Source organism: Campylobacter lari (genome assembly GCF_900638335.1).
Lineage (GTDB): Bacteria > Campylobacterota > Campylobacteria > Campylobacterales > Campylobacteraceae > Campylobacter_D > Campylobacter_D lari_E.
Map to the genome: position 1 here is coordinate 1 of NZ_LR134508.1, position 25,325 is coordinate 25,325.

Annotated in this window: 28 protein-coding genes; 22 read left to right on the plus strand and 6 right to left on the minus strand. The window is 28.8% G+C overall.

The features are described 5' to 3' along the window. The 18 genes from dnaA to EL235_RS00090 all read left to right on the plus strand — a co-directional run bounded on the left by dnaA (position 1) and on the right by EL235_RS00090 (position 15,155). Entirely contained in the window at positions 1 to 1,329 is a 1,329-nt protein-coding gene (dnaA, locus tag EL235_RS00005) for a chromosomal replication initiator protein DnaA (protein WP_039617029.1), read from the plus strand. 132 nt (positions 1,330 to 1,461) lie between these two features. Further along, positions 1,462 to 2,529: a DNA polymerase III subunit beta gene (dnaN, locus tag EL235_RS00010; RefSeq protein ID WP_039617031.1), complete on the plus strand. Its 1,068-nt coding sequence runs from the start codon at positions 1,462 to 1,464 to the stop codon at positions 2,527 to 2,529. Between the two features lie 9 nt (positions 2,530 to 2,538). Continuing rightward, entirely contained in the window at positions 2,539 to 4,857 is a 2,319-nt protein-coding gene (gyrB, locus tag EL235_RS00015; protein ID WP_039627623.1) for a DNA topoisomerase (ATP-hydrolyzing) subunit B, read from the plus strand. Next, on the plus strand, positions 4,857 to 5,789 hold the full coding sequence (locus EL235_RS00020; protein ID WP_126340552.1) for a DNA adenine methylase: 933 nt from the start codon (positions 4,857 to 4,859) through the stop codon (positions 5,787 to 5,789). The genes gyrB and EL235_RS00020 overlap by 1 nt, the downstream gene beginning before the upstream one ends. A 2-nt stretch (positions 5,790 to 5,791) precedes the next feature. Further along, positions 5,792 to 6,394, plus strand: coding sequence for a GIY-YIG nuclease family protein (locus EL235_RS00025; protein ID WP_126340553.1), 603 nt, complete (start codon positions 5,792 to 5,794; stop codon positions 6,392 to 6,394). Positions 6,395 to 6,397: 3 nt separating this feature from the next. Beyond that, the gene (locus EL235_RS07930; RefSeq protein ID WP_232017391.1) at positions 6,398 to 6,625 is read left to right on the plus strand and encodes a hypothetical protein; all 228 of its coding nucleotides are present in this window, start codon (positions 6,398 to 6,400) and stop codon (positions 6,623 to 6,625) included. Further along, positions 6,622 to 7,149 (plus strand): adenylate kinase, encoded by a 528-nt coding sequence (locus EL235_RS07935; RefSeq protein WP_126340554.1) that lies wholly within the window; start codon positions 6,622 to 6,624, stop codon positions 7,147 to 7,149. The genes EL235_RS07930 and EL235_RS07935 overlap by 4 nt, the downstream gene beginning before the upstream one ends. Before the next feature lie 47 nt (positions 7,150 to 7,196). Further along, complete coding sequence (gene ureB, locus EL235_RS00040; RefSeq protein ID WP_039617037.1) at positions 7,197 to 7,868, plus strand: urease subunit beta; 672 nt, start codon at positions 7,197 to 7,199, stop codon at positions 7,866 to 7,868. Next, the gene (ureC, locus tag EL235_RS00045; RefSeq protein ID WP_126340555.1) at positions 7,865 to 9,562 is read left to right on the plus strand and encodes an urease subunit alpha; all 1,698 of its coding nucleotides are present in this window, start codon (positions 7,865 to 7,867) and stop codon (positions 9,560 to 9,562) included. The genes ureB and ureC overlap by 4 nt, the downstream gene beginning before the upstream one ends. Continuing rightward, on the plus strand, positions 9,562 to 10,029 hold the full coding sequence (locus EL235_RS00050) for an urease accessory protein UreE (RefSeq protein WP_039624994.1): 468 nt from the start codon (positions 9,562 to 9,564) through the stop codon (positions 10,027 to 10,029). The genes ureC and EL235_RS00050 overlap by 1 nt, the downstream gene beginning before the upstream one ends. A gap of 2 nt (positions 10,030 to 10,031) precedes the next feature. Further along, a complete protein-coding gene (locus EL235_RS00055) occupies positions 10,032 to 10,700 on the plus strand; it encodes an urease accessory protein UreF (protein WP_039624996.1) in 669 nt (222 codons plus the stop codon). Positions 10,701 to 10,710: 10 nt separating this feature from the next. Beyond that, positions 10,711 to 11,310, plus strand: coding sequence for an urease accessory protein UreG (ureG, locus tag EL235_RS00060; RefSeq protein WP_126340556.1), 600 nt, complete (start codon positions 10,711 to 10,713; stop codon positions 11,308 to 11,310). Position 11,311: 1 nt separating this feature from the next. Further along, complete coding sequence (locus EL235_RS00065) at positions 11,312 to 12,064, plus strand: urease accessory protein UreD (RefSeq protein ID WP_126340557.1); 753 nt, start codon at positions 11,312 to 11,314, stop codon at positions 12,062 to 12,064. Between the two features lie 46 nt (positions 12,065 to 12,110). Beyond that, positions 12,111 to 12,494 carry a preQ(1) synthase gene (queF, locus tag EL235_RS00070; RefSeq protein WP_114639818.1) on the plus strand — a complete coding sequence of 128 codons (384 nt, stop codon included), beginning with the start codon at positions 12,111 to 12,113 and terminating at the stop codon, positions 12,492 to 12,494. A 171-nt stretch (positions 12,495 to 12,665) separates the two neighbouring features. After that, complete coding sequence (sorA, locus tag EL235_RS00075) at positions 12,666 to 13,916, plus strand: sulfite:cytochrome c oxidoreductase molybdopterin oxidoreductase subunit (protein ID WP_039625002.1); 1,251 nt, start codon at positions 12,666 to 12,668, stop codon at positions 13,914 to 13,916. A gap of 4 nt (positions 13,917 to 13,920) precedes the next feature. Continuing rightward, positions 13,921 to 14,253, plus strand: coding sequence for a sulfite:cytochrome c oxidoreductase monoheme cytochrome C subunit (gene sorB, locus EL235_RS00080; RefSeq protein WP_039627290.1), 333 nt, complete (start codon positions 13,921 to 13,923; stop codon positions 14,251 to 14,253). Between the two features lie 41 nt (positions 14,254 to 14,294). Further along, entirely contained in the window at positions 14,295 to 14,936 is a 642-nt protein-coding gene (locus EL235_RS00085) for an outer membrane beta-barrel protein (protein WP_039625003.1), read from the plus strand. A gap of 9 nt (positions 14,937 to 14,945) precedes the next feature. Next, positions 14,946 to 15,155 carry an alkylphosphonate utilization protein gene (locus EL235_RS00090; RefSeq protein ID WP_039617052.1) on the plus strand — a complete coding sequence of 70 codons (210 nt, stop codon included), beginning with the start codon at positions 14,946 to 14,948 and terminating at the stop codon, positions 15,153 to 15,155. 13 nt (positions 15,156 to 15,168) lie between these two features. Here the strand turns inward: EL235_RS00090 and thyX are convergent, their stop codons facing one another. After that, positions 15,169 to 15,801 carry an FAD-dependent thymidylate synthase gene (gene thyX / locus EL235_RS00095; protein WP_126340558.1) on the minus strand — a complete coding sequence of 211 codons (633 nt, stop codon included), beginning with the start codon at positions 15,799 to 15,801 and terminating at the stop codon, positions 15,169 to 15,171. 100 nt (positions 15,802 to 15,901) lie between these two features. On the opposite strand from thyX, the gene pyrG reads away from it, so the two are divergent. From pyrG to EL235_RS00110, 3 genes are all read left to right on the plus strand, one after another. Beyond that, a complete protein-coding gene (pyrG, locus tag EL235_RS00100; RefSeq protein ID WP_126340559.1) occupies positions 15,902 to 17,539 on the plus strand; it encodes a CTP synthase in 1,638 nt (545 codons plus the stop codon). Further along, on the plus strand, positions 17,529 to 19,100 hold the full coding sequence (gene recJ / locus EL235_RS00105) for a single-stranded-DNA-specific exonuclease RecJ (protein ID WP_039625007.1): 1,572 nt from the start codon (positions 17,529 to 17,531) through the stop codon (positions 19,098 to 19,100). Before pyrG ends, recJ begins: the two co-directional genes overlap by 11 nt. A gap of 68 nt (positions 19,101 to 19,168) precedes the next feature. Next, the gene (locus tag EL235_RS00110; RefSeq protein WP_052243220.1) at positions 19,169 to 19,747 is read left to right on the plus strand and encodes a lytic transglycosylase domain-containing protein; all 579 of its coding nucleotides are present in this window, start codon (positions 19,169 to 19,171) and stop codon (positions 19,745 to 19,747) included. 9 nt (positions 19,748 to 19,756) lie between these two features. Here the strand turns inward: EL235_RS00110 and prfA are convergent, their stop codons facing one another. The 5 genes from prfA to rsmA all read right to left on the minus strand — a co-directional run bounded on the left by prfA (position 19,757) and on the right by rsmA (position 24,692). Then, the gene (gene prfA, locus EL235_RS00115) at positions 19,757 to 20,824 is read right to left on the minus strand and encodes a peptide chain release factor 1 (protein WP_126340560.1); all 1,068 of its coding nucleotides are present in this window, start codon (positions 20,822 to 20,824) and stop codon (positions 19,757 to 19,759) included. A 4-nt stretch (positions 20,825 to 20,828) separates the two neighbouring features. Next, positions 20,829 to 21,092, minus strand: coding sequence for a 30S ribosomal protein S20 (rpsT, locus tag EL235_RS00120; RefSeq protein ID WP_039617063.1), 264 nt, complete (start codon positions 21,090 to 21,092; stop codon positions 20,829 to 20,831). Positions 21,093 to 21,175: 83 nt separating this feature from the next. Then, positions 21,176 to 21,937: a pseudouridine synthase gene (locus EL235_RS00125; protein ID WP_039625008.1), complete on the minus strand. Its 762-nt coding sequence runs from the start codon at positions 21,935 to 21,937 to the stop codon at positions 21,176 to 21,178. Positions 21,938 to 21,946: 9 nt separating this feature from the next. Further along, on the minus strand, positions 21,947 to 23,905 hold the full coding sequence (locus EL235_RS00130) for a ribonuclease J (protein ID WP_126340561.1): 1,959 nt from the start codon (positions 23,903 to 23,905) through the stop codon (positions 21,947 to 21,949). Next, complete coding sequence (rsmA, locus tag EL235_RS00135) at positions 23,871 to 24,692, minus strand: 16S rRNA (adenine(1518)-N(6)/adenine(1519)-N(6))-dimethyltransferase RsmA (protein WP_126340562.1); 822 nt, start codon at positions 24,690 to 24,692, stop codon at positions 23,871 to 23,873. Before rsmA ends, EL235_RS00130 begins: the two co-directional genes overlap by 35 nt. A gap of 91 nt (positions 24,693 to 24,783) precedes the next feature. Here rsmA and EL235_RS00140 point away from each other — a divergent pair, with 91 nt between their 5' ends. Continuing rightward, a complete protein-coding gene (locus EL235_RS00140; RefSeq protein ID WP_126340563.1) occupies positions 24,784 to 25,317 on the plus strand; it encodes a nucleoside phosphorylase-I family protein in 534 nt (177 codons plus the stop codon). The last annotated feature ends 8 nt before the right edge of the window (positions 25,318 to 25,325 follow it).

Consider the following 25,325-nt stretch of genomic DNA (forward strand, 5'->3'; position numbering starts at 1 on the left):
ATGAATATAAAAGATTTTTTACTTGAGTTTAAAACTGAAATTAGCAATAACGAATACAATACTTACATTTCTCACTTACAATTTAGTGAAAAATTAAGTAAAAATAATATCTTAGTATTTATCGCACCAAATCATTTTTTGGCTAAATTTATACAAACAAAATACGCACAAAAATTAGCTTATTTTTATGAAGTAAAAACAGGAATTAACCCTCAAGTTAAAATCATCACAAATGATCAAAAGGTAGAGAAAAAACATTTTTCTACAGATATTTCACAGATTAAATTTCAAAGTACTATTTTAAACCCTTCTTTTACTTTTGAAAGTTTTGTTGTAGGAGATTCTAATCAATTTGCCTATGCAACCTGCAAAGCCATTACCGATAAAAGCAAACTTGGAAAATTATACAATCCTATCTTTATCTATGGCCCTACAGGACTTGGAAAAACTCACTTGCTCCAAGCTGTCGGAAATGTGTGCTTGGATAATGGATATAAAGTTATTTATGCGACAAGTGATAATTTTATCAATGATTTTACCATGCATTTAAATAACAAAACTATGAGTAAATTCCATGAAAAATACAAAAATTGCGATGTTTTACTCATCGATGATGTACAGTTTTTAGGTAAAACAGACAAAATTCAAGAAGAATTTTTCTTTACTTTTAATGAAATCAAGGAAAAATTTGGACAAATCATCATGACAAGTGATAATCCTCCAAATATGTTAAAAGGCATAACAGAACGCTTAAAAAGTCGTTTTGCAAACGGGATCATTGCAGATATCACTCCACCTCAACTTGATACAAAAATCGCAATTATCAAGAAAAAATGTGAATTTAATGCTATTTATCTCAAACCTGAAGTCATAAGCTACATCGCTACTTCAATGGGAGATAATATCCGAGAAATAGAAGGAATGATTACAAATTTAAATGCTCAAGCAAGACTTTTTAACCAAGAAATCACTTTAGAAATCGTTAAAAGCTTTATGAAAGATCACATTAAAGAAACAAAAGAAAATATTAGTGTTGAAGATATACTTGCTGATGTTTCAAAAAGCTATAATCTTAAACCTAATGATATAAAATCAAATAAAAAAACACAAAATATCGTTATGGCAAGAAGGGTTGTGATATATTTAGCAAGAGAACTTACGACTATGTCTATGCCTCAACTTGCTAGATTTTTTAATATGAAAGATCACACCGCCATTTCACATAATATTAAAAAAATTCAAGAACTAATGAGTGAAAATGAAAACTTAAAAGCCATAGTAGAAGAATTAAGAAATAAAATTTTGACAAAAATAAAAAGCACCCTGTGAATAAAAGTGAAAAATGAAAAATTTTATTCTATAAGTAAAATTTTTATAAAAAAAGACTTTTAAAAAGCATTTCACATTTTCACATTGCTTATTATTATGATAAAATAAATTTAAAAAACAAAGGAAGTAAAAATGAAAATTAGCATTAATAAAAACACTTTAGAATCTGCCATAGTTTTAACTAATTCTTATGTAGATAAAAAAGACTCAAGCAATATTGCTTCTCACTTACTTTTTGAAGTAGTTGAAGATAAATTAATTATAAGAGCAAGTGATTATGAAATAGGTATTAATTATAAAATCAAAAAAATCAAAGTTGAAAGTGCAGGTTTTGCAACTGCTAATGCTAAAAGTATTTTAGATATTATTAAAAGTTTAAATAATGAAGACGTAGTCTTAGAAACCATAGAAAATTTCCTTTTTATTAGACAAAAAGGAACTAAATATAAACTTCCTATGTTTAATTATGAAGATTTTCCAAATTTCCCAAGCACTGAAGGAAAAGATAAATTTGATATTGATTCAAGTGATTTAAGTAGATCTTTGAAAAAAATCTTACCTGCAGTTGATACAAATAATCCAAAGTATTCTTTAAATGGTGCTTTACTTGATATAAAAACTACTCACATCAGCTTTGTAGGGACAGATACAAAACGCTTAGCAGTTTTCACACTAAATAAAACAAATGAAAAAGAATTTAACCTTTGTATTCCTAAAAAAGCTATTTTAGAAATGCAAAAAATCTTTTTTGAAAAAATTGAAATTTATTATGATGAAAATATATTGATTGCAAAAAATGATAATTTTGAGTTTTTCACAAAACTTATCAATGATAAATTCCCTGATTATGAAAGAGTAATTCCAAAAAATATCACAAAAGAATTTATTTTTAAAACTGAGGAATTTATGGACGCATTGAAAAAAATCAATGTAATTACTGAAAAAATGAAATTAAATTTCCATAAAGATAAGCTTGTATTTGAAGGTATTAGTTTAGATAATATGGAAGCAAAAACTGAACTTGAAATGGAACTTAATATAGATGAAGAATTTAATCTTTGCATTAAAAATAAATTTATCACTGACTTTTTAAATTCTATTGAAAGTGAAACATTCAAACTTAGCATAAATGAACCTCATATGGCGTTTTTAGTTTCAAGTGAAGAATTACAGACTGTAATTATGCCAGTTATTTTATAAGGAAAATAAATGCAAGAAAATCAAAATTACGGCGCAGGAAATATTAAAGTTTTAAAAGGCTTAGAAGCTGTTAGAAAACGCCCTGGTATGTACATAGGTGATACCAATATAGGCGGTCTTCATCATATGATTTATGAAGTAGTAGATAATTCTATCGATGAAGCTATGGCAGGTTTTTGTGATACGATTAATGTAGAAATTACCACAGAAGGTTCTTGTATAGTAAGTGATAATGGTAGAGGAATTCCTGTAGGAATTCACCCTACTGAAAATATCCCTACTTTAACTGTAGTTTTAACCGTACTTCATGCAGGTGGAAAATTTGATAAAGATACTTATAAAGTTTCAGGTGGTTTACACGGGGTTGGTGTGAGCGTTGTAAATGCTTTATCAAAAAAATTAGTTGCTACAGTACATAGAGATGGAGAAATTTATCGCCAAGAATTTTCAGAAGGTAAAGTCACAAGCAATTTTGAAACCATAGGTAAAAGTAAAAAAACAGGAACAATTATAGAATTTTGGCCAGATGATCAAATTTTTGAAGTGACTGATTTTGATTATGAAATTTTAGCTAAAAGATTTCGTGAACTTGCATATTTAAATCCAAAAATTACTATAAATTTTAAAGATAACCGCGTAGGAAAAGCGGAAAGTTTTCATTTTGAAGGTGGTATAAGTCAGTTTGTTACAGATTTAAATAAAAAACAAGCTTTAACTAAGGCAATATTTTTCAATGTAGATGAAGAAGATGTAAATGTTGAAGTAGCATTGCTTTATAATGATAGTTACAGTGAAAATTTACTTTCTTTTGTAAATAATATTAAAACTCCAGATGGTGGAACGCACGAAGCAGGTTTTAGAATGGGCTTAACTCGTGTTATAAGTAATTATATTGAAGCAAATGCTAGTGCTAGAGAAAAAGACTCTAAAATCACAGGTGATGATGTAAGAGAAGGTTTGATAGCGGTTGTAAGTGTAAAAGTACCTGAGCCACAATTTGAAGGACAAACTAAAGGAAAATTAGGTTCAAGTTACGTTAGACCTATAGTTTCTAAGGCTTCTTTTGAGTATTTGACAAAATATTTTGAAGAAAATCCTATCGAAGCAAAAGCTATCATGAATAAAGCTTTAATGGCTGCTCGTGGTAGAGAAGCAGCTAAAAAAGCTAGAGAGCTAACAAGAAAAAAAGAAAGTTCAAGTGTAGGGACTTTGCCAGGAAAATTAGCTGATTGTCAAAGTAAAGATCCAAGTGAAAGTGAAATTTATTTGGTTGAGGGTGATAGTGCGGGAGGTTCTGCAAAACAAGGTAGAGAAAGAACTTTCCAGGCGATTTTACCTTTAAGAGGTAAAATACTCAATGTTGAAAAAGCAAGACTAGATAAAATTTTAAAAAGTGAACAAATTCAAAATATGATCACAGCTTTTGGTTGTGGGATCGGTGATGAGTTTGATATAGAAAAACTAAGATATCATAAAATCATCATCATGACCGATGCTGATGTGGATGGTTCTCACATACAAACTTTGCTTTTGACATTTTTCTTCCGCTTTATGAATGATCTTGTAACAAATGGACATATTTATTTAGCTCAACCACCTTTATATCGCTATAAAAAAGGTCAGAAAAAAGAAATTTATCTAAAAGATGAAAAAGCTTTAAATGATTATTTAATCGAAACAGGTATAGAGAGTTCTACTTATGAGGGCATAGGATTAAATGATTTAAAAGATTTTCTAAAAATCGTTGCAGCTTATAGAAGTGTTTTAAAAGAATTAGAAAAAAGATTTAATGTGATTTCAGTGATTAGATATTTGATAGAAAATCCTGATTTAATAAAAGCTTCTAATGAAGAATTATTTAAAGTTATAAAAGAATTTTTAGAAAAACAAAGTCACAATATCTTAAATTCATATATTAATGAAAATGAAATTCGTGTTTATGTGCAAACTGAAAATGGTTTAGAAGAGCTTATTATCAATGATGATTTATTTGCTAATCCTTTATATGAAGAGGCAAATTATATTTATCAAAAAATCAAAGATAGAGATTTAAAATTTGATAAAGATATTTTAGAAATTTTAGATGAAGTTGAAAAAAATGCTAAAAAAGGTGCTTATATACAACGCTATAAAGGTCTTGGTGAGATGAATCCTGAACAACTTTGGGAAACAACTATGGATCCAAGTAATCGTCGTTTGTTAAAGATCACCATAGAAGATGCTCAAAGAGCAAATGATACTTTCAACCTTTTCATGGGTGATGATGTAGAACCACGTCGTGAGTATATACAAGCTCATGCTAAAGATGTTAAACATTTGGATGTTTAATGACAAAAAATCTATTTGATTTTAATGAAAATAAAAAAGAATATTTTTTAAAATCTTTAAAAGGTAAAAATTTACCTTTTAAAAGATATGTTAAAAGTCCTATTAGATATGGTGGTGGAAAATCACTTGCAGTAGGTATTATATTAGAGTATTTTCCAAATGATTTAAAAAGACTTATTAGTCCTTTTATTGGTGGTGGAAGTGTAGAGATTGCAAGTGCTTTAGAATTAGATATTAAAGTAAAAGCATTTGATATATTTGATATATTAGTTAATTTTTGGCAAATTATTTTAAATGATAATAAAAATTTATATGAAGAACTTTTAAAATTAAGTCCTGATAAAAATACTTATAAAATAATAAAAGAAGAATTAAAAAATCATTGGGAAAATAATTTAAAACTTGATAATTTAACTTTAGCAAGAGATTATTTTTTTAATTTTAATCTTAGTTATGGTCCAGGATTTTTAGGTTGGATGTCAAGTAATTATGAAAATAAAGATAAATACTTAAAAATGTTAGAAAAAATTAAAAATTTTAATGTTAAAAATTTAGAGGTTCAATGTGCTTCATTTGAAGAAGTTTTTAAATTATATCCAAATGATTTTTTTTATTGTGATCCGCCTTATTATCTTGAAGGTGATTCAAAAATGTTTAAAGGAATTTATCCTATGAGAAATTTTCCTATTCATCATAATAATTTTAATCATGATTTATTGGCACAATGCCTTAAAAATCATAAGGGAAAATTTATACTTAGTTATAATGATTGTGAATTTATCAGAAAAACTTATAAAGATTTTAAAATTTTAGAACCAAAATGGCAATATACTATGGGACAGGGTGAAACAAGAGTTGGTAAAAATCGTATTAATAGAGGTGATGATACAAACATTAAAAAAAGTCATGAATTATTAATAATAAAGGATTAAAATTGAAAATAAGTCAAGTTAAAACAGCATTTAAAATTGCAGATGTTGAATTTATTGAAGGTAGTACAAAACTTAATTTTAATTATTTAAAAGATTTAAAAGATGAAAATAATAATTCATTACCACAAAGTATTTTAACTGAAAATGTAGCTAGAGTTTATTTAATAGTTGTAGATGGTGAAATTAAAAAAATAGGTGGTTCTCAAGATAAAGGTGGTATAAAAGGAACATTATCAATTTATAAAGATGGTGGTATAAAAGGTCGTCCTAGTATTAGAAGTTTTGGTATATGGTATTTTTTATATCATACTATATTACAAGGTAAAAAGATTGAATTTTATATGATTTTTCAAGAAAATTTTGAAAAAGATATAAAAGGCTTATTTGGATACCACAAAATTAAAAATGCTTCTATTAGTTATAAATTTATAGAAGAATGTTGTAATAAAGATTATTTAGCATTTGAAAATAGTAAATATCCAGATTGGAATGTTCAAGAACAAGGTATGGATTGGCCTGAAGATATAAAAAATTTACATGCAGAAATTCAAAAAAATGCTCAAACAAGAGATAAAAAAATTATAAGACAAGAAGTAAAAATTTAATCAATGAAAACTTTTTTACAAAATATTCCAAAAGTGGAATTACACTTACATATTGAAGGCTCATTAGAGCCTAAAATGATGTTTGAATTAGCTAAAAGAAATAATATTGATTTAAAATATAAAAGCGAAGATGAGATTAAAAAACTTTGTTTTAATGCTGTTGATGCTTCTTTTTTACAAGAAAATGAAAAAGAAAATTTAAGAAAGCTAATTTTTAATTTTCAAGAATGATTTTTTTACTTGGAGGAGAAAGTCACACAGGTAAGACCTTGCTTGCTCAAAAACTTCTTGAAAAATTTTCTTATCCTTATTTGAGTTTAGATCATCTAAAAATGGGTTTGATTAAAGGAATGAAAGATTTTCCTTTTAAAGTAGATGAGGATGAAAAAATAGCTGAGTTTTTATTTCCTATTGTAGATGGTATAATTCAAACTTGTATAGAAAATAAACAAAATTTAATTATTGAAGGAATTTATCTTACTCCAAAAAAGCTACAAAAATTTCAAAATCATTCTGATGTTAAAATACTTTATATCATTTTTTCAAAAGAATATATTTTACAAAATTATGAATTAATCTATCAAAATGAAAATGTTATAGAAAAGCGTTTATTTAGCGAAAAAGAAGAAATAAACACTCTTATTTTAGATCATCAAAAACTTAAAACTCAATGTGAAAATTTAAATCTTCCTTTTATAGAAATTCAAAAAGACTATGAAACTGAATTAAAAAATGCAATAGATTTTTTTGCCTAAAAGCAAGTAAATAGTTATATAATATCTAAAAAATTATAAGGATTAAAATGCATTTTACTCAGCAGCAATTGCAACGATTAATGCTTCATTATGCAGGGAAAATCGCTAAAGATAGAAAAGAGCAAAAAATAAAATTAAATTACAATGAAGCTTTAGCTTATATATGTTATGAATTAATGGAACTTGCAAGAAAAAATTTAAGTGTAAGTGAATTGATGAGCATAGGAAAAACTTTACTTACAAGTGAAGATGTGATAGATGGTGTTGCAAGTATGCTTGATGAAATTCAAATAGAACTTCCTTTTGAAGATGGTACAAAATTAGTTACTATACACGAACCTATAGCAAATGATGATAAAATAAAAGCTGGAGAGATATTTTTATCATCAGAATTTATTGTGCTGAATGAAAATAAAACTTCTATAGAAATCAAAGTAAGCAATAAAGGTGATCGTCCTATACAAGTTGGTTCACATTTTCATTTCTTTGAGGTTAATCGCTTTTTGTCTTTTGATAGAGAAAAAGCTTATGGTAAAAGGTTAAATATCGCTTCAGGAACAAGTGTGAGATTTGAACCAGGTGAAGAAAAAACAGTAAGTTTAATAGAATTTGGTGGTTTAAAAAAGGTTTTAGGTTTTAATAATCTTTGTGATGATTTTATCAATGATGAAAATAAAACTAAAGCTTTATCAAAAGCAAAAGAGAAAGGATTTCTTTGATTAAGATTAGCAAAAAAGACTATGTGAATATGTATGGTCCAACAACTAATGATAGAGTAAGATTAGCAGATACAGATTTAATTTTAAGAGTAGAAAAAGATTATACTTTATATGGTGAAGAAGTTAAATTTGGTGGTGGTAAAAATATCAGAGATGGTATGGCTCAAAGTGTGAGTGAGGGAGACTTTCCGGATTTAGTTTTAACTAATGCTTTGATTGTTGATTATACCGGTATTTATAAAGCAGATATTGGGATAAAAAATGGCTATATAGTAGGTATAGGAAAAGCAGGTAATCCTGATATACAAGATGGAGTTGATCCTAGTTTAGTTATAGGTACAAGTACAGATATTATTGGTGCAGAGGGTTTAATAGTAACTGCAGGTGGTATTGATACTCATATACATTTTATTTCCCCAACTCAAATTGAATGTGCCTTATATAGTGGTGTTACTACTATGATAGGAGGTGGTATAGGACCAAGTGAGGGAACAAATGCTACAACTTGCACAAGTGGGGCTTATCATATACATTCTATGTTAAAAGCTACGCAAAATTACCCTATGAATTTTGGTTTTTTAGGTAAAGGAAATTCAAGCAATAAAAATGCTTTGAAAGAGCAAATTATAGCTGGTGCATGTGGCTTAAAAATTCATGAAGATTGGGGTGCTACTTCTAGTGTGATTGATACTAGTTTAAATATAGCTGATGAAATGGATATACAAGTAGCTATCCATACAGATACTTTAAATGAAGCAGGTTTTGTAGAAGATACAATTAAAGCTATTAATGGTAGAGTTATCCATACTTTTCATACTGAAGGTGCAGGTGGTGGCCATGCTCCTGATATTATTAAAATGGCAGGTTTTGAAAATGTTTTACCTGCAAGTACTAATCCTACTATGCCTTTTACTAAAAATACCATTGATGAGCATTTAGATATGCTTATGGTTTGTCATCATTTAGATAATAAAATCAAAGAAGATGTTGAATTTGCAGATAGTAGAATTCGTCCTGAAACTATAGCAGCAGAAGATAAACTTCATGATATGGGTGTTTTTAGCATTATGAGTAGTGATTCTCAAGCTATGGGACGCGTAGGTGAAGTGATTTTAAGAACATGGCAAAGTGCTGATAAATGTAAAAAAGAATTTGGTGCTTTGAAAGAAGATAATGATTTAGATGATAATTTTCGTATTAAACGCTATATAGCAAAATACACTATAAATCCTGCCATCGCACATGGGATTGATAGTTATGTTGGTTCTATTGAAGTAGGAAAATTTGCTGATTTAGTGCTTTGGCAACCTAAATTTTTTGGAGTAAAACCAAAGCTTATTTTAAAAGGTGGCTTGATAGTAGGTGCAAAAATAGGCGATGCTAATGCTTCTATCCCAACGCCTGAGCCTATTATCTATGAAAAAATGTTTGGAGCAAATTTAAATGAAAATGCTTTACATTTTGTTTCTAAAGCTTCTTTAGAGGCTAATATACCTGAAAAATTAAGCTTAAAAAGAAAATGTGTTGCAGTAAAAAATTGTAGAAATATTACTAAAAAAGACTTGAAATTTAATGATAAAGTTCAAGATATAGAAGTAAATCCACAAACTTATGAAGTAAAAATAAATGGTGAGCTTATTAGCTCTAAGAGTGTTGATTCTTTAGCTTTAGCTAGAAAATATTTTATGATTTAATGATTTTACTTCAAAATAAAATAACGCATTATGATTTAAACAAAGAATGCGATTTTTTAGAGCTTAGTTGGTTTGATACTTTTAAAAAGATATTAAGAACAACGACTTTAAAAGGACTAGATGTCGCTATAAAAATGCCTGATAATAAAGGTTTAAATCATAATGATTGTTTATATGATGAGGATTTTTTGATTTTAGTAAAAATCAAACCTGAAAAGGTTTTAAAAATTCACATAGAAAATGAATATAACCTTGCTTTAATAAGTTATCAAGTGGGTAATATGCACTTAAATTTATTTTATAAAGATCATAAACTCATTACTTTAGAGCAAAATTCTATCATAAGGTTTTTAGAAAAATTTAATATAAAATACGAAAAATGTGAGGAAATTTTAGAGCCAAAATATATGCTTGATATGCCAAGTTTTATCCAAGTTGATCCAAATTTTAAACTTATTAAAGAATAAAGATGAATAAATTAAATTTTTTACTTTTACAAATTAGTGATTCTTCTTTTCCTATAGGAGCTTTTTCACATTCTTTTGGTTTAGAATCTTATGTGAATTTTGCTTATATAAAAAATATAGAAGATGCTAAAAAAGTTTTAAAAACTCAGCTTTATTCTAATATTTTGTATTTTGAACTTTTAGCTTTGAAAATAGCTTATGAAAATGCAAATGATGTAGAAAATTTATTAATTTATCAAAGAAAATTTTTATCAAGTATAGTTGCAAAAGAACAAAGTCAAGCTTATGTTTTTTTAGCTAAACGCTTTGTAAAAAATGTCAGTCTTTATGGATTATCAAATCCTTTATTAAATCAATACATTAAAGAAAATCAAACTCCTATTTATCCTTTTGTGTATGCTTTATTTTGTAAAGATAATGAGCTTGATTTTATGTATGAAAGTTTTTTGTTTGCTTTAATGAGTAATTTTATTAATATTCTTGTAAAAATCGTGCCTTTATCACAAAATGAAGGGCAGATTTTACTTTTTCAACTACAGCAAGATTTTCAAAATGTTCTTTCTAAATTACAAAATTTAACTTTAAAAGATTGGTGTGAAAATCACAATATCTTAAATGATTATTTGGGTATAAAACACCAAAATTTAGCATTTAAAATTTATATTTCTTAAAAGGGTTATAATGGTTAAAATAGGCATAGGTGGTCCTGTAGGTAGTGGTAAAACAGCTTTAGTATTAAATTTATGCCAAGCTTTAAAAGATGAACTTTCTTTGGCTGTGATTACAAATGATATTTATACAAATGAAGATGCAAATTTTTTAATCAAACAAGGTGTTCTTGAAAAAGAAAGGATCATAGGAGTACAAACTGGAGGTTGTCCTCATACAGCTATTAGAGAAGATGCTTCTTGTAATCTTGAAGCCGTTGAACTTTTACAAGAACGATTTAGCGATTTAGATCTTATTTTTATAGAAAGTGGCGGAGATAATTTATCGATGACTTTTTCACCTGAACTTGTGGATTTTTTTATCTTTGTTATAGATGTTGCCCAAGGAGAAAAAATTCCACGCAAAGGTGGTCCTGCTATTTGTAGGTCTGATTTAATGATTATCAATAAAATAGACTTAGCTCCTTATGTGAATGCTTCTTTAAAAATTATGCAAGAAGATACTTTAAAAATGCGTGGAGATAGACCTTTTATCATGAGTAATCTTCAAACTAAAGAAGGTTTAGATGAAATCACTGCTTGGATTAAAAAATACACACTTTTAAAGGATTGATTTGTTTGCTCAAAAGAGTGTTTTTAAACTTACATTAGATACTATCAATGAAAAAACTATCATAAAAAATTCTTTTTTCACACCTCCTTTTAAGCTTATGAGGAATTTTTATGATAAAAAATTAACTAGTATATATGTTTTAAACTCTAGTGCTGGAATTTTCAAAGAGGATCATTTAAGTTTTGAAATCATATGTAAGAAAAGTACAAACACCGCTATACTCACACAAAGTTATGAAAAGGTATATGATACTAAAGATTCTTTTGCAAGTAAAAATATTGATTTTACTCTTGAAGAAAATGCAATCTTTTTTTATATACCAAAGCCACTTTTGCTTCAAGAAAATGCAAATTTTATACAAAATACAAAGATCAATCTAGCTTCTTTTTCAAGATTAGTTTATGTTGATTTTGTCATTTTTGGTAGAGTGGCTATGGATGAAAAATTTGCCTTTAAAAATTATGAGAGTTTAACTCAAATTTATAGAAATGATACTTTAATTTTAAATGATAAAATTAAAATCAATCCTTCTTATATGAAAGAAAATGAATTAAATTTTTTTGCAAATCATACGCATTATTTGAGTATTTATCTTTTTGGATATGATGAGTTTTATGAAGAATTAAAAGCTTCATTTGATGATATAAATCAACTTTTTTATGAGGGTTTGTGTATAAAAATCCTTAGTAATGAAAGTGAAAAATTACTTTTACTTCAAAATAAGCTTTTTAAATTTTGTCAAAATAAAATATAAAATATTGTGGTATTATAATTTTTTAAAAACAAACTAAGGATTATAAATGCGATATGGTGAAAAAGAAATCAAAGAATTTAGTGTAGAAAATATGGAAGTTTGGCCAAATGATGCTAAAAATGATTATGTGATTAAAATCACTTTGCCTGAATTTATGTGTTGTTGTCCGCGTAGTGGATATCCTGATTTTGCTACGATTTACTTAGAATACATTCCAAATAAATTAGTAGTAGAGCTTAAAGCAATCAAACTTTATATCAATACCTTTATGTATAGAAATGTTTCACATGAAGCAAGTATCAATGAAATTTACAATACTTTAAAAGAAAAACTTGAACCAAAATGGATAAAAGTAGTAGGTGATTTTAACCCTCGTGGTAATGTGCATACTGTTATAGAATGTAGATCTGATTTAGTAGTGCCACAATGATTTTAAGATTAATTTAATCTTAAAATCAATATTATATTAACCTTAAAAATACAAAAGTTAAATCATTTTACTTTTAGAAACACTTCATTATAAATAAGACTATTTTTATATTATTTTGTGTAAAAATATTTTAGAATTTCATTTGGAAAATTTATATTTAAAGGATAATATATGCAAGATTATTTAGAACATAATTCTCAAGAAGATCGTAGAGGATTTTTAAAAAATTTAGGTATTACTCTTTTAGGAGCTAGTGCCTTAGCAAATGTTTCTTTAGACAATTACTTTTTAGGAAGTAAGGTTCTTGCTAAAGAATTAGATACATTTAAAATTGAAGGAAAAAAAGATGTAATTTATCATGGGGAAAGACCTATGACAGCGGAAACGCAAATTTATGCCTTAGATTCTGATTTTACTAAAGCTGAAAATTTTTTTGTAAGAAATAATGGAATTCCACCTGAACTTTCTGTGATTAAAGAAAAAATCAAACAGGGTTGGACGCTTGAAATAGGTGGTGAAAGCGTTAAAAATGCAAAAACTTATACCTTAGATGAATTAAAGAAAAAATTTAAACATTATACTTATGCTTTGACTTTAGAATGTGGTGGAAATGGAAGAGGTGAAGTTATACCTAGTACTAAAGGAACTCAATGGGGATATGGAGCAGTTGCTTGTGGTAGATGGACTGGAATCAGATTAAAAGATATTTTGGAAGATTGTGGCATAAAAGATGATGCTGTTTATATAGGGTATTATGGGATTGATACAAAATTAAATGGTGAAGAAGTTTCTCCTATTAGTAGAGGTGTACCTATGAAAAAAGCTATGCAAGATGAAACATTAATTGCTTGGGCTTATGAAGGTAAAGATATACCTTGGATTAACGGTTATCCGCTTCGTTTGGTTTGTGGAGGTTATCCTGCAAGTGCAAGTGGTAAATGGTTATCAAAGATTGTTGTGAGAAATAAAATTCATGATGGTGAAAAAATGGAAACTTCTTACAAAATACCTGTAAACCCTGTAAAACCTGGTGATTTTACAACTAAAGGTGAAATGAAAATAATAGAATCTATGCCTGTTAAATCTATCATAACTAATATCAAAAATAATGATAAAATTAAAGTAAATAAAAAATTCGAAGTAAGAGGAAAAGCTTGGGCAGGAGAACTTGAAGTTAGTGAAGTTTATGTAAGTAATGACTATGGTGTAACTTGGACCAAAGCAAAAGTTGAAAAGCCTTTAAATCGTCTTGCATGGCAAAAATGGAGTGTGCAAATTTCAATTCCTACTAAAGGATATTATGAAATTTGGGCAAGAGCAATTGACAATAAAGGAAATAGTCAACCTATGGTTTTAGCACAATGGAATCCTAATGGTTATTTAAATAATGCTTGTCATAGAGTAAATGTTTTTGGAGTATAATATGATAAAAAAGATTATTTTAATTTTGTGTATAGGATTTTCTTTTATTTTTGCAAATTCGCAATACAAGATAAATCCTGATACAGGATTAATTATAGATAAAAATTCACCTTTAGTAGAAGCTCATTGTTTAGCGTGTCATGGATCAGGATTAATCACTAATATGCGTGCAAGTAAGCAAGCTTGGCTTGCGGCTATTAGATGGATGCAAGCTTCGGAAGGTTTATGGGAAATTCCTGCTGAAGATGAAGAAAAAATCCTTAATTATCTTACAAAATATTATGGAGAAAAATATGATACAAGAAGGAGAATTCCTTTAGTTTTATTAGAAAAATAATCTAATATTTTGTATTATTGTAAAAAATATGAAGGAAGATTATGAAAGTAAAGATTTTAGGCTTAATTGCAAGTGTTGCTTTGGTTTCAAATTTAGCTTTAGCAGATGAAAATTCAGGTTTGTTTTTAGGTATTGATGCAGGATGGTTTCATACTAAGGTAAAATCTAATCTTGAACATGCTAAAAATAATAAAATATTTAATGGTGATTTAGAAGGCGATGTTCCTGTTTTTGGTTTAAGAGTTGGTTATCGTTTTAGTGAAAATCATAGACTTTATGGTGCTTATAATTACTCAAGTGAATTTAGTGATGTAATTAATACCACAAGATTAAAAATTGATGGAGAATTTACCACACATAAGTTTTTATTTGGTTATGATTTTACTCCAAAAATCTTTGAAAAAATAAGAGCAGTTTTAGGTGTATATGGTGGTTATGCAAGAACGGATATGACTTTAAAAACAAACTTTTTATCTTTATCTCAAGATTTTGATGGTTATACGTATGGGGCAAAAATCGGTGCCTTATATGAGTTAAATCAAGCAAATGAAATTGAGTTTGGTTTTAAAGCTGAACAAAGTCATTATAATACAAGAAATTTCAGCACTGCTAATTCATCAAACTTTTATGATCCTAAACAAACAAATTATGGTTTATATTTAGGATATACTTATAAATTTTAAGGAGAATATATGCCAAAAGATGCAAATGGAACCGAGCTTAATGCAGGTGATAGTGTAAGTGTTGTGAAAGATTTAAAGGTTAAAGGTGCAAGCACTACTTTAAAACGTGGTACAACTATAAAAAATATTAAACTTACAAATAAAGATACTGAAATTGAAGCCAAGGTAGATAAATTCGGTGTGATTGTTTTAAAAACTGAATTTCTTAAAAAAATATAGTAAAAATTCCCAATCAATCTTGGGAATTTTCTTCTTGATAAACACAATGTTTGAAAATAAATTGATGTTCCTCAGGCAAGTTTTCAAATAAAGCATTTGCTAAATTTCTTATTTCCCAAAGAGCTGATTTTGAGCTTCTTAAACTAATAAAATTTTGCAAACTCCTTGCATTAATCGTTAAAGTTAATTCTGTTTTATAGCTTTCTGGTAAGCAGTATTTTGCTATGTCTAAACTAATGCTATTTTGCAAAATCAGACGCAAATTTTCTAAAGCTTTGATACTTGCATTATCCACCACTTCATTTCCGGTTAATACTAAGTATCTTTTAGCATTTTCAAAGTCATTTTCTTTAAATTCGCTTTCATTTCTTAGCTCTTTTAAAGTATATCTTGTACTTTTTACACTAGGACTAGTGTGGCGGTGTCTTGCGACTTCTTGTAAACATGCTCTTGAAATACCTTGTATATAAAAAGTATAGTTTAAATGCTCTAAGGTTGAAGCATGTTTGAATTTATTTCCTACTCGATCGATTAATTCTTTGTCTTTTTCACCACCACAATCGCCTTTATCAAAACTTTGCCAACATGTTCTTGTTGCATGAGAGCATACAGAAAGTGGAGTATAGTTTAATAATGTGATTTTCATCGAAAAATTCCTTCAAAAATAATTGAATTTTACACAAATGTTTATAAAAATAAAATTTTTTATTCGTTATAATTTCAAAAAAAGAAATTAAGGTTATTTTATGAAATTAAAACAAACTAAGTATATTTTTGTAACCGGTGGTGTTTTAAGCTCATTAGGAAAAGGTATAGCAGCAGCTTCTATAGCTACGATTTTAAAAAATTCAGGATTAAAAGTTAGTATTTTAAAAGCAGATCCTTATATCAATGTAGATCCTGGTACGATGAGTCCTTTAGAGCATGGGGAAGTTTTTGTTACAGATGATGGAGCTGAGACAGATTTAGACTTAGGACATTATGAGAGATTTTTAAATGAGAGCTTATCTCAGGATAATAACTTTACTACAGGAAGAGTTTATCAAAGTGTTATAGAAAAAGAAAGAAGAGGAGATTACTTAGGAAAAACCATACAAGTAATTCCTCATATAGTTGATGAGATAAAAGATCGCATTAAAAAGGCTGGAGTTGATAAAGATATTTTAATTGTTGAAATAGGTGGTACAGTAGGAGATATAGAAGGCTTACCATTTTTAGAAGCTATTAGAGCTTTAAAGCTTGAAGTGGGTAAATATAATGCTATTAATATTCACTTAACTTTAGTGCCATTTATCAAAGCAGCAGGAGAGCTTAAAACAAAACCAACTCAACATAGCGTGGGAGAATTACGCCGTATAGGTATAAGCCCTGATATGATTATTTGCAGAAGTGAAAAATCTTTAGATAGAGAGTTAAAAGACAAAATTGCAATTTCATGTGGAGTTGAAAAAAACTGTGTTATAGAAAGTGTGGATGCAGCTAGTATTTATCAAATTCCACTAAATTTCTTAAAACAAGATATTTTAAACTCTATTGCAAGTTTATTAGATCTTCAAAATTTAAAGCCAAATATGAATGAATGGGATTCTTTGGTAAAAAGAGTCATCGCTCCAAGTAATGAACTCAGCATTGCTTTTGTAGGAAAATATGTAGATTTAAAAGAAAGCTATAAAAGCTTAACAGAAGCCATTATCCATGCAGGTGCAGCACTTGATGCGAGAGTAAATTTAAAATGGATTGATAGTGAAAAATTAGAAAATGCAAATGTCGAAGAAAGTTTTAAAGATGTAAGTGGGATTTTAGTAGCAGGTGGTTTTGGCTACCGTGGGGTAGAAGGAAAAATCAAAGCCATACAATATGCAAGAGAAAATAAAATTCCATTTTTAGGAATTTGTTTGGGTATGCAGCTTTCTTTAGTGGAATTTGCACGCAATGTTTTAAAACTTGAAGATGCAAATTCTCATGAGTTTAATCCAAATTGTAAAAATCCTATCATCTTTTTGATTGATGAATTTATTGATACAAGTGGAGAAAAGCAAATTAGAACAAGCAAAACTCCACTTGGTGGAACTATGCGTCTTGGGGCTTATGAGTGTTATATCAAGCCAAATACACTTTTAAGTAAGGTTTATGATAATCAAAAAAGCATAAAAGAACGCCACCGTCACCGCTATGAAGCTAATCCAAAATATAAAGAAATGTTTGAGAAAAATGGGCTTATTATAAGCGGGGAAAATGAAGGTCTGGTTGAAGCTGTGGAGCTTAAAGATCACCCATTTTTCTTAGCAGTACAGTTTCACCCTGAATTTACTTCACGCTTAGTTAGAGTTAATCCGTCTATTTTTTCTTTTATTAAGGCATCTTTAACAAATCATGCTAAATAAAGCCAAAATAAAAAAAATTTTACACCAGCGTTTTATTAACGATACGCATGTAAAGCTTTGTGATTTGCCTATGCCATCTTGTTTAAAAGATGTCTATAAGGGTGCTTTGCGTATTAAAGAAGCGATTGAAAAAAATCAAAAGCTTGCTATTGTTGGGGATTATGATGTAGATGGAGTGATTTCTTGTGTGATTTTATCTGAATTTTTTGATGATATTGGTTTTGATTATATAGTAAAAATTCCAAATCGTTTTAAAGATGGATATGGTCTAAATGAAGAAATTATCAATGAACTTGATGGGGTAGATTTAATCATTACTGTAGATAATGGTATAGCAGCATTTGATGCAGCAGAGCTTTGTTTGCAAAAAGGAATTGATTTAATCATCACTGATCATCATATGCCTCCAGCTACTTTACCAAAAGCTTATGCGATCATTAATCCTAAACAACAAGATTGTGAATTTCCTGATATTGAAATTTGTGGAGCTCAAGTGGCTTGGTATTTGGTTGCTGCGATAAAAGAAGTATGTAAGATTAATTATAATATGTGTAAATTCATCGAACTTTTGTCAATTGCAATTATCGCAGATATGATGGAGCTTAGAGACTTAAATAGAGCCTTAGTTAGAAAAGGTATAGAGTGTATTAATGATTCAAAACGAGTGGCATTTAAAGCGATTAAGCAGTATTTTGGTAAGGATAAATTCGAACTTGATAATATTAGCTTTTTAATTGCACCTTTGATTAATAGTGCAGGTAGAATGGATGATGCGATTATTTCTTATAAATTTTTACATTCTAAAAATATTGATGAAGTTATGGGATATTTAGAGCAAATCATTACTTATAATAATAGTCGCAAAGATGAAGAACGTGAGCTTTTTAAGCAGTGTTTAGAGCAAGTTGATGAAAACGATCCTGTAATTATTGTTAATGGTCAAAATTGGCATGAGGGTGTTTTGGGCATAGTTGCAAGTCGCTTAGCAAAGCATTTTAACAAACCTGCCTTTGTTTTTTCAGAATGTGAGCAAAAAGCTAAAGCTAGTGTTAGAAGCGTGGGTAGGATAGATATTTTAAATGTTATAGAGCAAGCTAAAGAATTCGTTTTAAGCTATGGTGGGCATAAAGGCGCAGCTGGAGTTTTAGTCGAGCTTGAAAAATTTAGTATTTTTAAAAATAAACTTTATGAAATTTGTCAAAATATCCCTAAAGATGATTTTTACAATGCTGATGAGGTTTTGGGTAGTATTGACCCAAATGAAGTTGATTTTGAACTTTTAGAGATATTAGAATTTTTTGAACCTTTTGGACATAAAAACCCAAGACCTTATTTTAAATTTGATAAGCTTTTTGTAAAAAATAAAAGAAGATTAGGTAAGGAAGAAAACCATATAAAGCTTATTCTAACACAAGGAAATAAGACTTTAGAAGCTTTATTTTTTAACTTTGACTATGAACCAGAAATTGGGGAAAATATCAATTTTATAGCGAGTGTTTCCAAAAATAATTTTAGAGGATTAATTACCCCTCAACTTACTATCAAAGAAATTCTTAGATAATTTATTAACTTATTCACATATTTTTTATTTATAAATTTGCTATAGCATAAGTATTATAAAGGAGTAAAATGTTAAAAAGGATTTTATTATTAGTGGTATTTTTTAATTTTACTTTTGCCTTTGATACAAAAATTTTTATAGGTGATACTTATATACCTGAAAATTTTTATAAATACGATAAGGATTTTAAAGCTGCAGCTAGAAAATATAACATACCTATGGCTTTGCTTAAGGCTATAGCTTTAACAGAAAATGCTGCATATGAGCATAATATCATCGGTAAAAATAAAAACCAAACAAGAGATTATGGTTTAATGCAAATTAATAGCATTCATTTAAAACGCTATAAAATTGCCGAAAAAGAGATTGTGAAATCTAGTGTAAATATTGACACAGCAGCAAGATTGCTTCATGAGATTATACAAAAGCATGGTTTTAGTTGGAATGCTATTGGAAGATACCATTCAGCAAATGATAAATATAAAAATATTTGGCTTGATAAAGTAATGAAAAATTTAGTTGCTATAGTTTTAAAAGACAGCAAAGATCTTTTTGTGATGGAAAAATTTAGAGCTTTTAAACTTGCCTCTCTTTTGATGAATGTAGATAAAGAACAATATAGAATTTTGTTAGCAAGTAATAATTAAAACAAGAAATTATAAATTTTCTTGTTTTAAAGCTTCTGCTTGATAATAAGCGATTAATGGCTCGATGATCTCATCAAAAAGCCCACCTTCTAAAATCGCATCAAGTCTATATAAAGTAAGATTTATTCTATGATCACTAATTCTATTTTGAGGGAAATTATAAGTGCGTATGCGTTCGCTTCTATCGCCACTTCCAACTTGTGATTTTCTTGCCTCGCTTTCTTTAGCTAAGCGTTCTTGTTCTTGCATTTCAAAAAGTCTTGCTTTTAAGACTTTCATGGCGCTTTCTTTGTTTTTGTGTTGGCTTTTACCATCTTGATTTACTACAACTATACCTGTTGGAATGTGAGTGATTCTTACAGCACTATCTGTGGTATTTACGCTTTGTCCACCATGACCGCTACTACGCATTACATCGATTTTTAAATCATTTGGATTGATTTGAATTTCAACATCATCAACTTCAGGCATAATAGCCACTGTAATAGCTGAAGTATGAACTCTACCTTGAGATTCTGTTTCAGGTACTCTTTGAACTCTGTGCGTCCCGCCTTCGTATTTTAATCTCGAATAAGCTCCATTTCCTTTAATAAGAATGATAATTTCTTTAAATCCCCCTACGCTACCTTCACTTGAGCTTACGATTTCGTATTTATAATCACGATTTTCTGCATAGCGTATATAAGCTTTTACTAAGTCCCCAACAAATAAAGAAGCTTCATCGCCACCTGTACCTGCACGAATTTCTAAAAAAATATTTTTATCATCGTTTGGGTCTTTAGGTAGTAAAAGAATTTTTAATTCTTCTTCAAGTTGCGGTTTTAAAACTTCGAGATTTTTAAGTTCTTCTTTCGCAAGTTCCCCTAGTTCAGGATCAGATAAAAGAAGTTTGTTTTCTTCTATATTGTCTAAGGTTTTGAGATATTCTTTTGCTTTTTCTACTATAGGTTCTAAATTTTTTTGCTCTTTAGATAGAGCTGTCATTTTAGAAATATCATTAGAGATATTAACATCGCTAAGAAGAGTGTTTAACTCATCAAAGCGTGCTAAAAAAGGTTTGAGTTTATCAGCTAACATTAAATTATGCTAATTTATTTACCAATAATGCCAATCTGCTAACACGGCGTGATGCAGTTTGTTTTTTCAAAAATCCACGACTTACCATAGCGTGAATACTTTTATTAGCTACTTTTAATGCATTTTGCGCAGCTTCTTTATCATTATTTGCTGCTGCTTCACGAACCGCTTTTGTAATGTTTTTTAATCTTGTTCTATAAAATCTATTTCTTTCAGTTCTTTTGATAGTTTGTCTTGCTCTTTTTTCAGCAGATTTATGGTTTGCCATAATTTTCCTTTTTTATATAAATTAAATTGCTAATTATACAAAATTAAAATTAAATTTTAATTAATTTAAGTATTTTTAAAGTATTAATACCTAATATCATTTGTTTTTAAAAAATCGCGTAGTTTTTCATACTCACCATTTTCTAAATAACGATATTTGCCAGCTTTTAACATACCAAGATCTAATGCTCCAAAAGCTACTCTTTTAAGATCCATTACTTCTAAATCAAAATGCCCAAAAAAGCGTCTTAGTTCTCTATTTTTTCCTTCATTAATGATTACTTTTAGCTTCGTATAGCCACCGCTTGAGCCAAAAATTTCAAAGCCTAAAAATGGAGCAAAACTCATTGAGGTTATTTTGGTTTTAGCATGAGCCCCTTTTTTTTCATTTTGAATTTCTAAGCCATTTTGCATAGCTTCAATGACATTTTTATCTACACTACCCTTTACTTTTAAGTAATATTCTCTTTCTAAATCACTATGCATAAGCGCATCTGCTATCACAGGCGAATCAGTTAATAAAAGCAATCCCTCGCTTGCAAAGTCAAGCCTTCCTACACTAAGCCAAGTGCTAAATTGTTTCGGCAGGGTATGATAGATGGTTTTTCTACCTCTATCATCTTTTTTACTAACTATTTCACCTTTTTGTTTATGATAAATGATGACTGAAAATTGTGTTTTCTTATGGAGTTTTTTACCATTGATAAAAACTTTATCTTCAACATTTACACTATCACTTAGCAAGGCTGTTTTTTTATTGATTTTTACTAAGCCTTGCTTGATTAGCTCATCAGCCTCGCGGCGAGAATATTTGCTATTGTGTGAGATGAATTTATTAATTCTCATAATTTTACTTTACATCACAAAAATAGTTGGTACTATGGTTGGATATTTTTTGATTTTTCTAAAAATATGCTTTCTTAGTACTTGTCTAATTTGAGCTTCTAAAACTTTTGGATTATCTAAAATTTCATCTTTTACATTAGGGAAAAATTGACTTAAAACATCACTCATTTCTTTTGAGAATGCTCCATCTTGTTTATCAGCTACCAAGCCATAGCTAAATACTCTTGGTTTATTAATTAGTGTTTTACTTGCTTTATCAAGCTGAGCAATGATGACAACTATACCGCTATCTGCTAGTTTTTGTCTATCAATTACCACATCATCTGCGATTTGCTTGTTGATTTGATTATCTACAAAGACTTTTCCTGTTTTAACTGTTTTTACGCGTTTGATATATTTTTGACAAAGCTCTACTTGATCCCCATCACTCATTAAATAGATATTTCTTTCAGGTATGCCACATTTTAGAGCAGTTTCTTTGTGTTTATTGATATGATTATACTCTCCATGCACTGGTAAGAAAAATTTAGGTTTTACTAAAGTTAGCATGAGTTTTTGTTCTTCTATACTAGCATGTCCGCTTACATGAATTTCACTAAATTCTTGATAAGCTACTTTAGCCCCTGCTTTTAAAAGAAAATCAAGCACAGCAGAAACATTTGCTTCATTGCCTGGTATTGCTTTAGCTGAAATGATAACTTGATCGCTAGGTTTGATTTTGATAAATTTATGCTCATCAGTTGCCATTCTATATAAAGCACTCATGGTCTCACCTTGACTTCCTGTCGTGACAATTAGTACTTCGTTGTCTTTGTATTTGCTTACTTCATCAGCGTCAATGAAAATTTTTCTATCAAGTTTGATATAGCCAAGTTCCATAGTAGTATAGAGATTTCTTTCCATAGAACGCCCTATAACACATACTTTTCTACCATATTTTAAACCATAGCTAATAGCTTGATATACACGGTGTATATTAGAACTAAAGGTACTCATGATTACCCTGCCTTTAGTTTTGGCAAAAATTTGATCAAAAGTAGGGCCTACTGAGCTTTCACTTTTTGTATAACCTTCTTTATATGAGTTTGTACTATCACTTAAAAGACAAAGCACACCTTCTTCGCCATATTGAGCTAAACGACTTAAATCTGTTGGATAACCATCAATTGGTGTTTGATCTATTTTAAAATCGCCAGTGTGTATAATGGTTCCTGCTTTAGTTTTAATAGCTAAAGCACAAGCATCGATGATAGAGTGGGTTATATGAATCCATTCTAAATTAAATTCACCTATTTCATAAATTTGTCTTTTTGTTATAGGTCTAAACCATTTGCGCTCAGCCTTTAAACCATGCTCTTCAAATTTATTTGAAATCATACCTAGCGCTAAAGGTGTTGCGTAGATAGGAAATTGAAATTCTTTGAAAAAATACGGCACAGCGCCGATGTGATCTTCATGAGCATGAGTGATGATGATAGCGCGAATTTTGTTTTTAATCTTTCTTACATAGTCAAAATCAGGTATGATAATATCTACTCCATGCATGGTTCCATCTGGAAAACTCATACCTATATCAACGATAATCGCATCGTTGTTGGTTTCAAAAACAGTGATATTTCCACCGATTTCCCCAAGCCCACCCAAAGGTGTAATACGAATTTTATGTTCGCTTGAGTTGTTGTGTTTTAAAGGGTGAAGTCTTAGCTCGTGCATGATTTTATTAGCTTCTATGCTTTTGGCAAGTTCTATTTGCCATTCTTCATTACCGCTTAATTTAGAAGGTAAATTTCTATTTTTTTTCTTTTTCTTTTTTTCTTCGCTAGCTTCAGTTTGAGTATTTTCTACTTTTGTTTCGTTTTTAATTTCACTATTTTGCTCTTGAGTTTGTGAATCTTTTTTTCTTTTGTTTTTGAATTTATTAAATCTTTTAGTTTTATTTTGCTCTTGAGTTTTGTTTTCTTCGCTCATAGTCATCCTTTAAATAGTCATAAATTTTAAGGTATGAATCAACGCTAATTTCATGAGCTCTTGAGGTAGAAGAGATGTCTAGTGCTTCAAATGCTTTTAAAATTTTTTCTTTTTTATTTTTAAAATTAGATAAGAGTTGTTTTCTAGGATTTTGAAAACAAGCTCTAAGAAATTCTTTAAAAGCTTCTATATTTTCACATTTTTGCTGATAATGAGTGGTTTTTATTAACTTCATTACAGCTGAAGTAACTTTTGGCGGAGGATTAAAGCTTTGTGGTTGTATATCAAAAAGCATTTGCCTTTGGCATATTAATGCACAAAGCACCCCTAAAGCCGAAAAATTACTTTCTTTTTCATTTGCACAAAATTTCTGTGCTACTTCTTTTTGCACCATTACTATAAGCCCAAGACAATTTTGATCTTCTAGGGCTTTTAAAATCAAATTTGTAGCAATATAATATGGTAAATTTGCTACCAAAAAGTACTCTTTATCGCTTAAACTTCCTTGATCAAAAGCATCACTTGCGTTTTGATGGATAAGCTCAAAATTTCCACCTTCAATCTCATTTCGAAATTTTTTATTTAAAATAGGAATCAAATCTTTATCAATCTCATAAGCTCTAATATGAGCTTGTGGAATTTTCAAAAGTTCTTGCGTTAAATCACCTAAGCCAGGCCCAATCTCAACTATATTTTTAGTATCTTTGGGTATGGCTTGGATGATTTTATCTACCACGCTTTTATCACATAAAAAATTTTGCCCAAAATGTTTTTTTGCTTTTATCATAAAATTTATTTTATCTAAAAAATATTAATTATAGCATTATTTTAAGCGCTAATTAGATAAAATTTGAATTATTTTTTATAAAGGTTAATTTTTGAAAAATCTTATAGTGTGTGCAGGAGGAAATGAGGATTTTAAATTTGCACAAAGTATAGGTATAGGTTTGGTTAATTCTGCATTTTCTCTAGGTAAAATTTTATGTCAAGTAAAGGTAGATAGAGTGATTTTTATAGGTACATGTGGAATTTACCAAGAAGGAAAAATTTTGGACATTTATGAAAGTTCTAATGCTGCAAATTTAGAATACGCAGATTTATTTGACAGTTTCTATACACCTATAGTAAATGAGATTAGATTAAATGTTTCACATGAAACTATGATTAATTCTTCAAATTATATTTGTAAAGATGAAAATATCGCCCAAGAATTTTTTAAAAAGGGTGTACATATAGAAAATATGGAAGCATATGCGGTGCTTTCTTGTGCAAAAACGCAAGGGATAGAAGGAATTTGTTATTTATGTGCGACAAATTTTTGTAATGAATTTGCACATGAGGATTTTTTAAAAAACCATCAAAAGGCAAAAGAATTATTAAAAGATTTTTTGTTAGATAAAAAACTTATATAGGAAAAAAA

Bases quoted from the DNA above. Each gene is read 5' to 3' on its own strand.
- dnaA (WP_039617029.1), top strand. From the start codon at position 1: ATGAATATAAAAGATTTTTTACTTGAGTTTAAAACTGAAATTAGCAAT.
- dnaN (WP_039617031.1), top strand. From the start codon at position 1,462: ATGAAAATTAGCATTAATAAAAACACTTTAGAATCTGCCATAGTTTTA.
- gyrB (WP_039627623.1), top strand. From the start codon at position 2,539: ATGCAAGAAAATCAAAATTACGGCGCAGGAAATATTAAAGTTTTAAAA.
- EL235_RS00020 (WP_126340552.1), top strand. From the start codon at position 4,857: ATGACAAAAAATCTATTTGATTTTAATGAAAATAAAAAAGAATATTTT.
- EL235_RS07930 (WP_232017391.1), top strand. From the start codon at position 6,398: ATGAAAACTTTTTTACAAAATATTCCAAAAGTGGAATTACACTTACAT.
- EL235_RS07935 (WP_126340554.1), top strand. From the start codon at position 6,622: ATGATTTTTTTACTTGGAGGAGAAAGTCACACAGGTAAGACCTTGCTT.
- ureB (WP_039617037.1), top strand. From the start codon at position 7,197: ATGCATTTTACTCAGCAGCAATTGCAACGATTAATGCTTCATTATGCA.
- EL235_RS00050 (WP_039624994.1), top strand. From the start codon at position 9,562: ATGATTTTACTTCAAAATAAAATAACGCATTATGATTTAAACAAAGAA.
- EL235_RS00055 (WP_039624996.1), top strand. From the start codon at position 10,032: ATGAATAAATTAAATTTTTTACTTTTACAAATTAGTGATTCTTCTTTT.
- ureG (WP_126340556.1), top strand. From the start codon at position 10,711: ATGGTTAAAATAGGCATAGGTGGTCCTGTAGGTAGTGGTAAAACAGCT.
- queF (WP_114639818.1), top strand. From the start codon at position 12,111: ATGCGATATGGTGAAAAAGAAATCAAAGAATTTAGTGTAGAAAATATG.
- sorA (WP_039625002.1), top strand. From the start codon at position 12,666: ATGCAAGATTATTTAGAACATAATTCTCAAGAAGATCGTAGAGGATTT.
- EL235_RS00085 (WP_039625003.1), top strand. From the start codon at position 14,295: ATGAAAGTAAAGATTTTAGGCTTAATTGCAAGTGTTGCTTTGGTTTCA.
- EL235_RS00090 (WP_039617052.1), top strand. From the start codon at position 14,946: ATGCCAAAAGATGCAAATGGAACCGAGCTTAATGCAGGTGATAGTGTA.
- thyX (WP_126340558.1), bottom strand. From the start codon at position 15,801: ATGAAAATCACATTATTAAACTATACTCCACTTTCTGTATGCTCTCAT.
- pyrG (WP_126340559.1), top strand. From the start codon at position 15,902: ATGAAATTAAAACAAACTAAGTATATTTTTGTAACCGGTGGTGTTTTA.
- recJ (WP_039625007.1), top strand. From the start codon at position 17,529: ATGCTAAATAAAGCCAAAATAAAAAAAATTTTACACCAGCGTTTTATT.
- EL235_RS00110 (WP_052243220.1), top strand. From the start codon at position 19,169: ATGTTAAAAAGGATTTTATTATTAGTGGTATTTTTTAATTTTACTTTT.
- prfA (WP_126340560.1), bottom strand. From the start codon at position 20,824: ATGTTAGCTGATAAACTCAAACCTTTTTTAGCACGCTTTGATGAGTTA.
- rpsT (WP_039617063.1), bottom strand. From the start codon at position 21,092: ATGGCAAACCATAAATCTGCTGAAAAAAGAGCAAGACAAACTATCAAA.
- EL235_RS00125 (WP_039625008.1), bottom strand. From the start codon at position 21,937: ATGAGAATTAATAAATTCATCTCACACAATAGCAAATATTCTCGCCGC.
- EL235_RS00130 (WP_126340561.1), bottom strand. From the start codon at position 23,905: ATGAGCGAAGAAAACAAAACTCAAGAGCAAAATAAAACTAAAAGATTT.
- rsmA (WP_126340562.1), bottom strand. From the start codon at position 24,692: ATGATAAAAGCAAAAAAACATTTTGGGCAAAATTTTTTATGTGATAAA.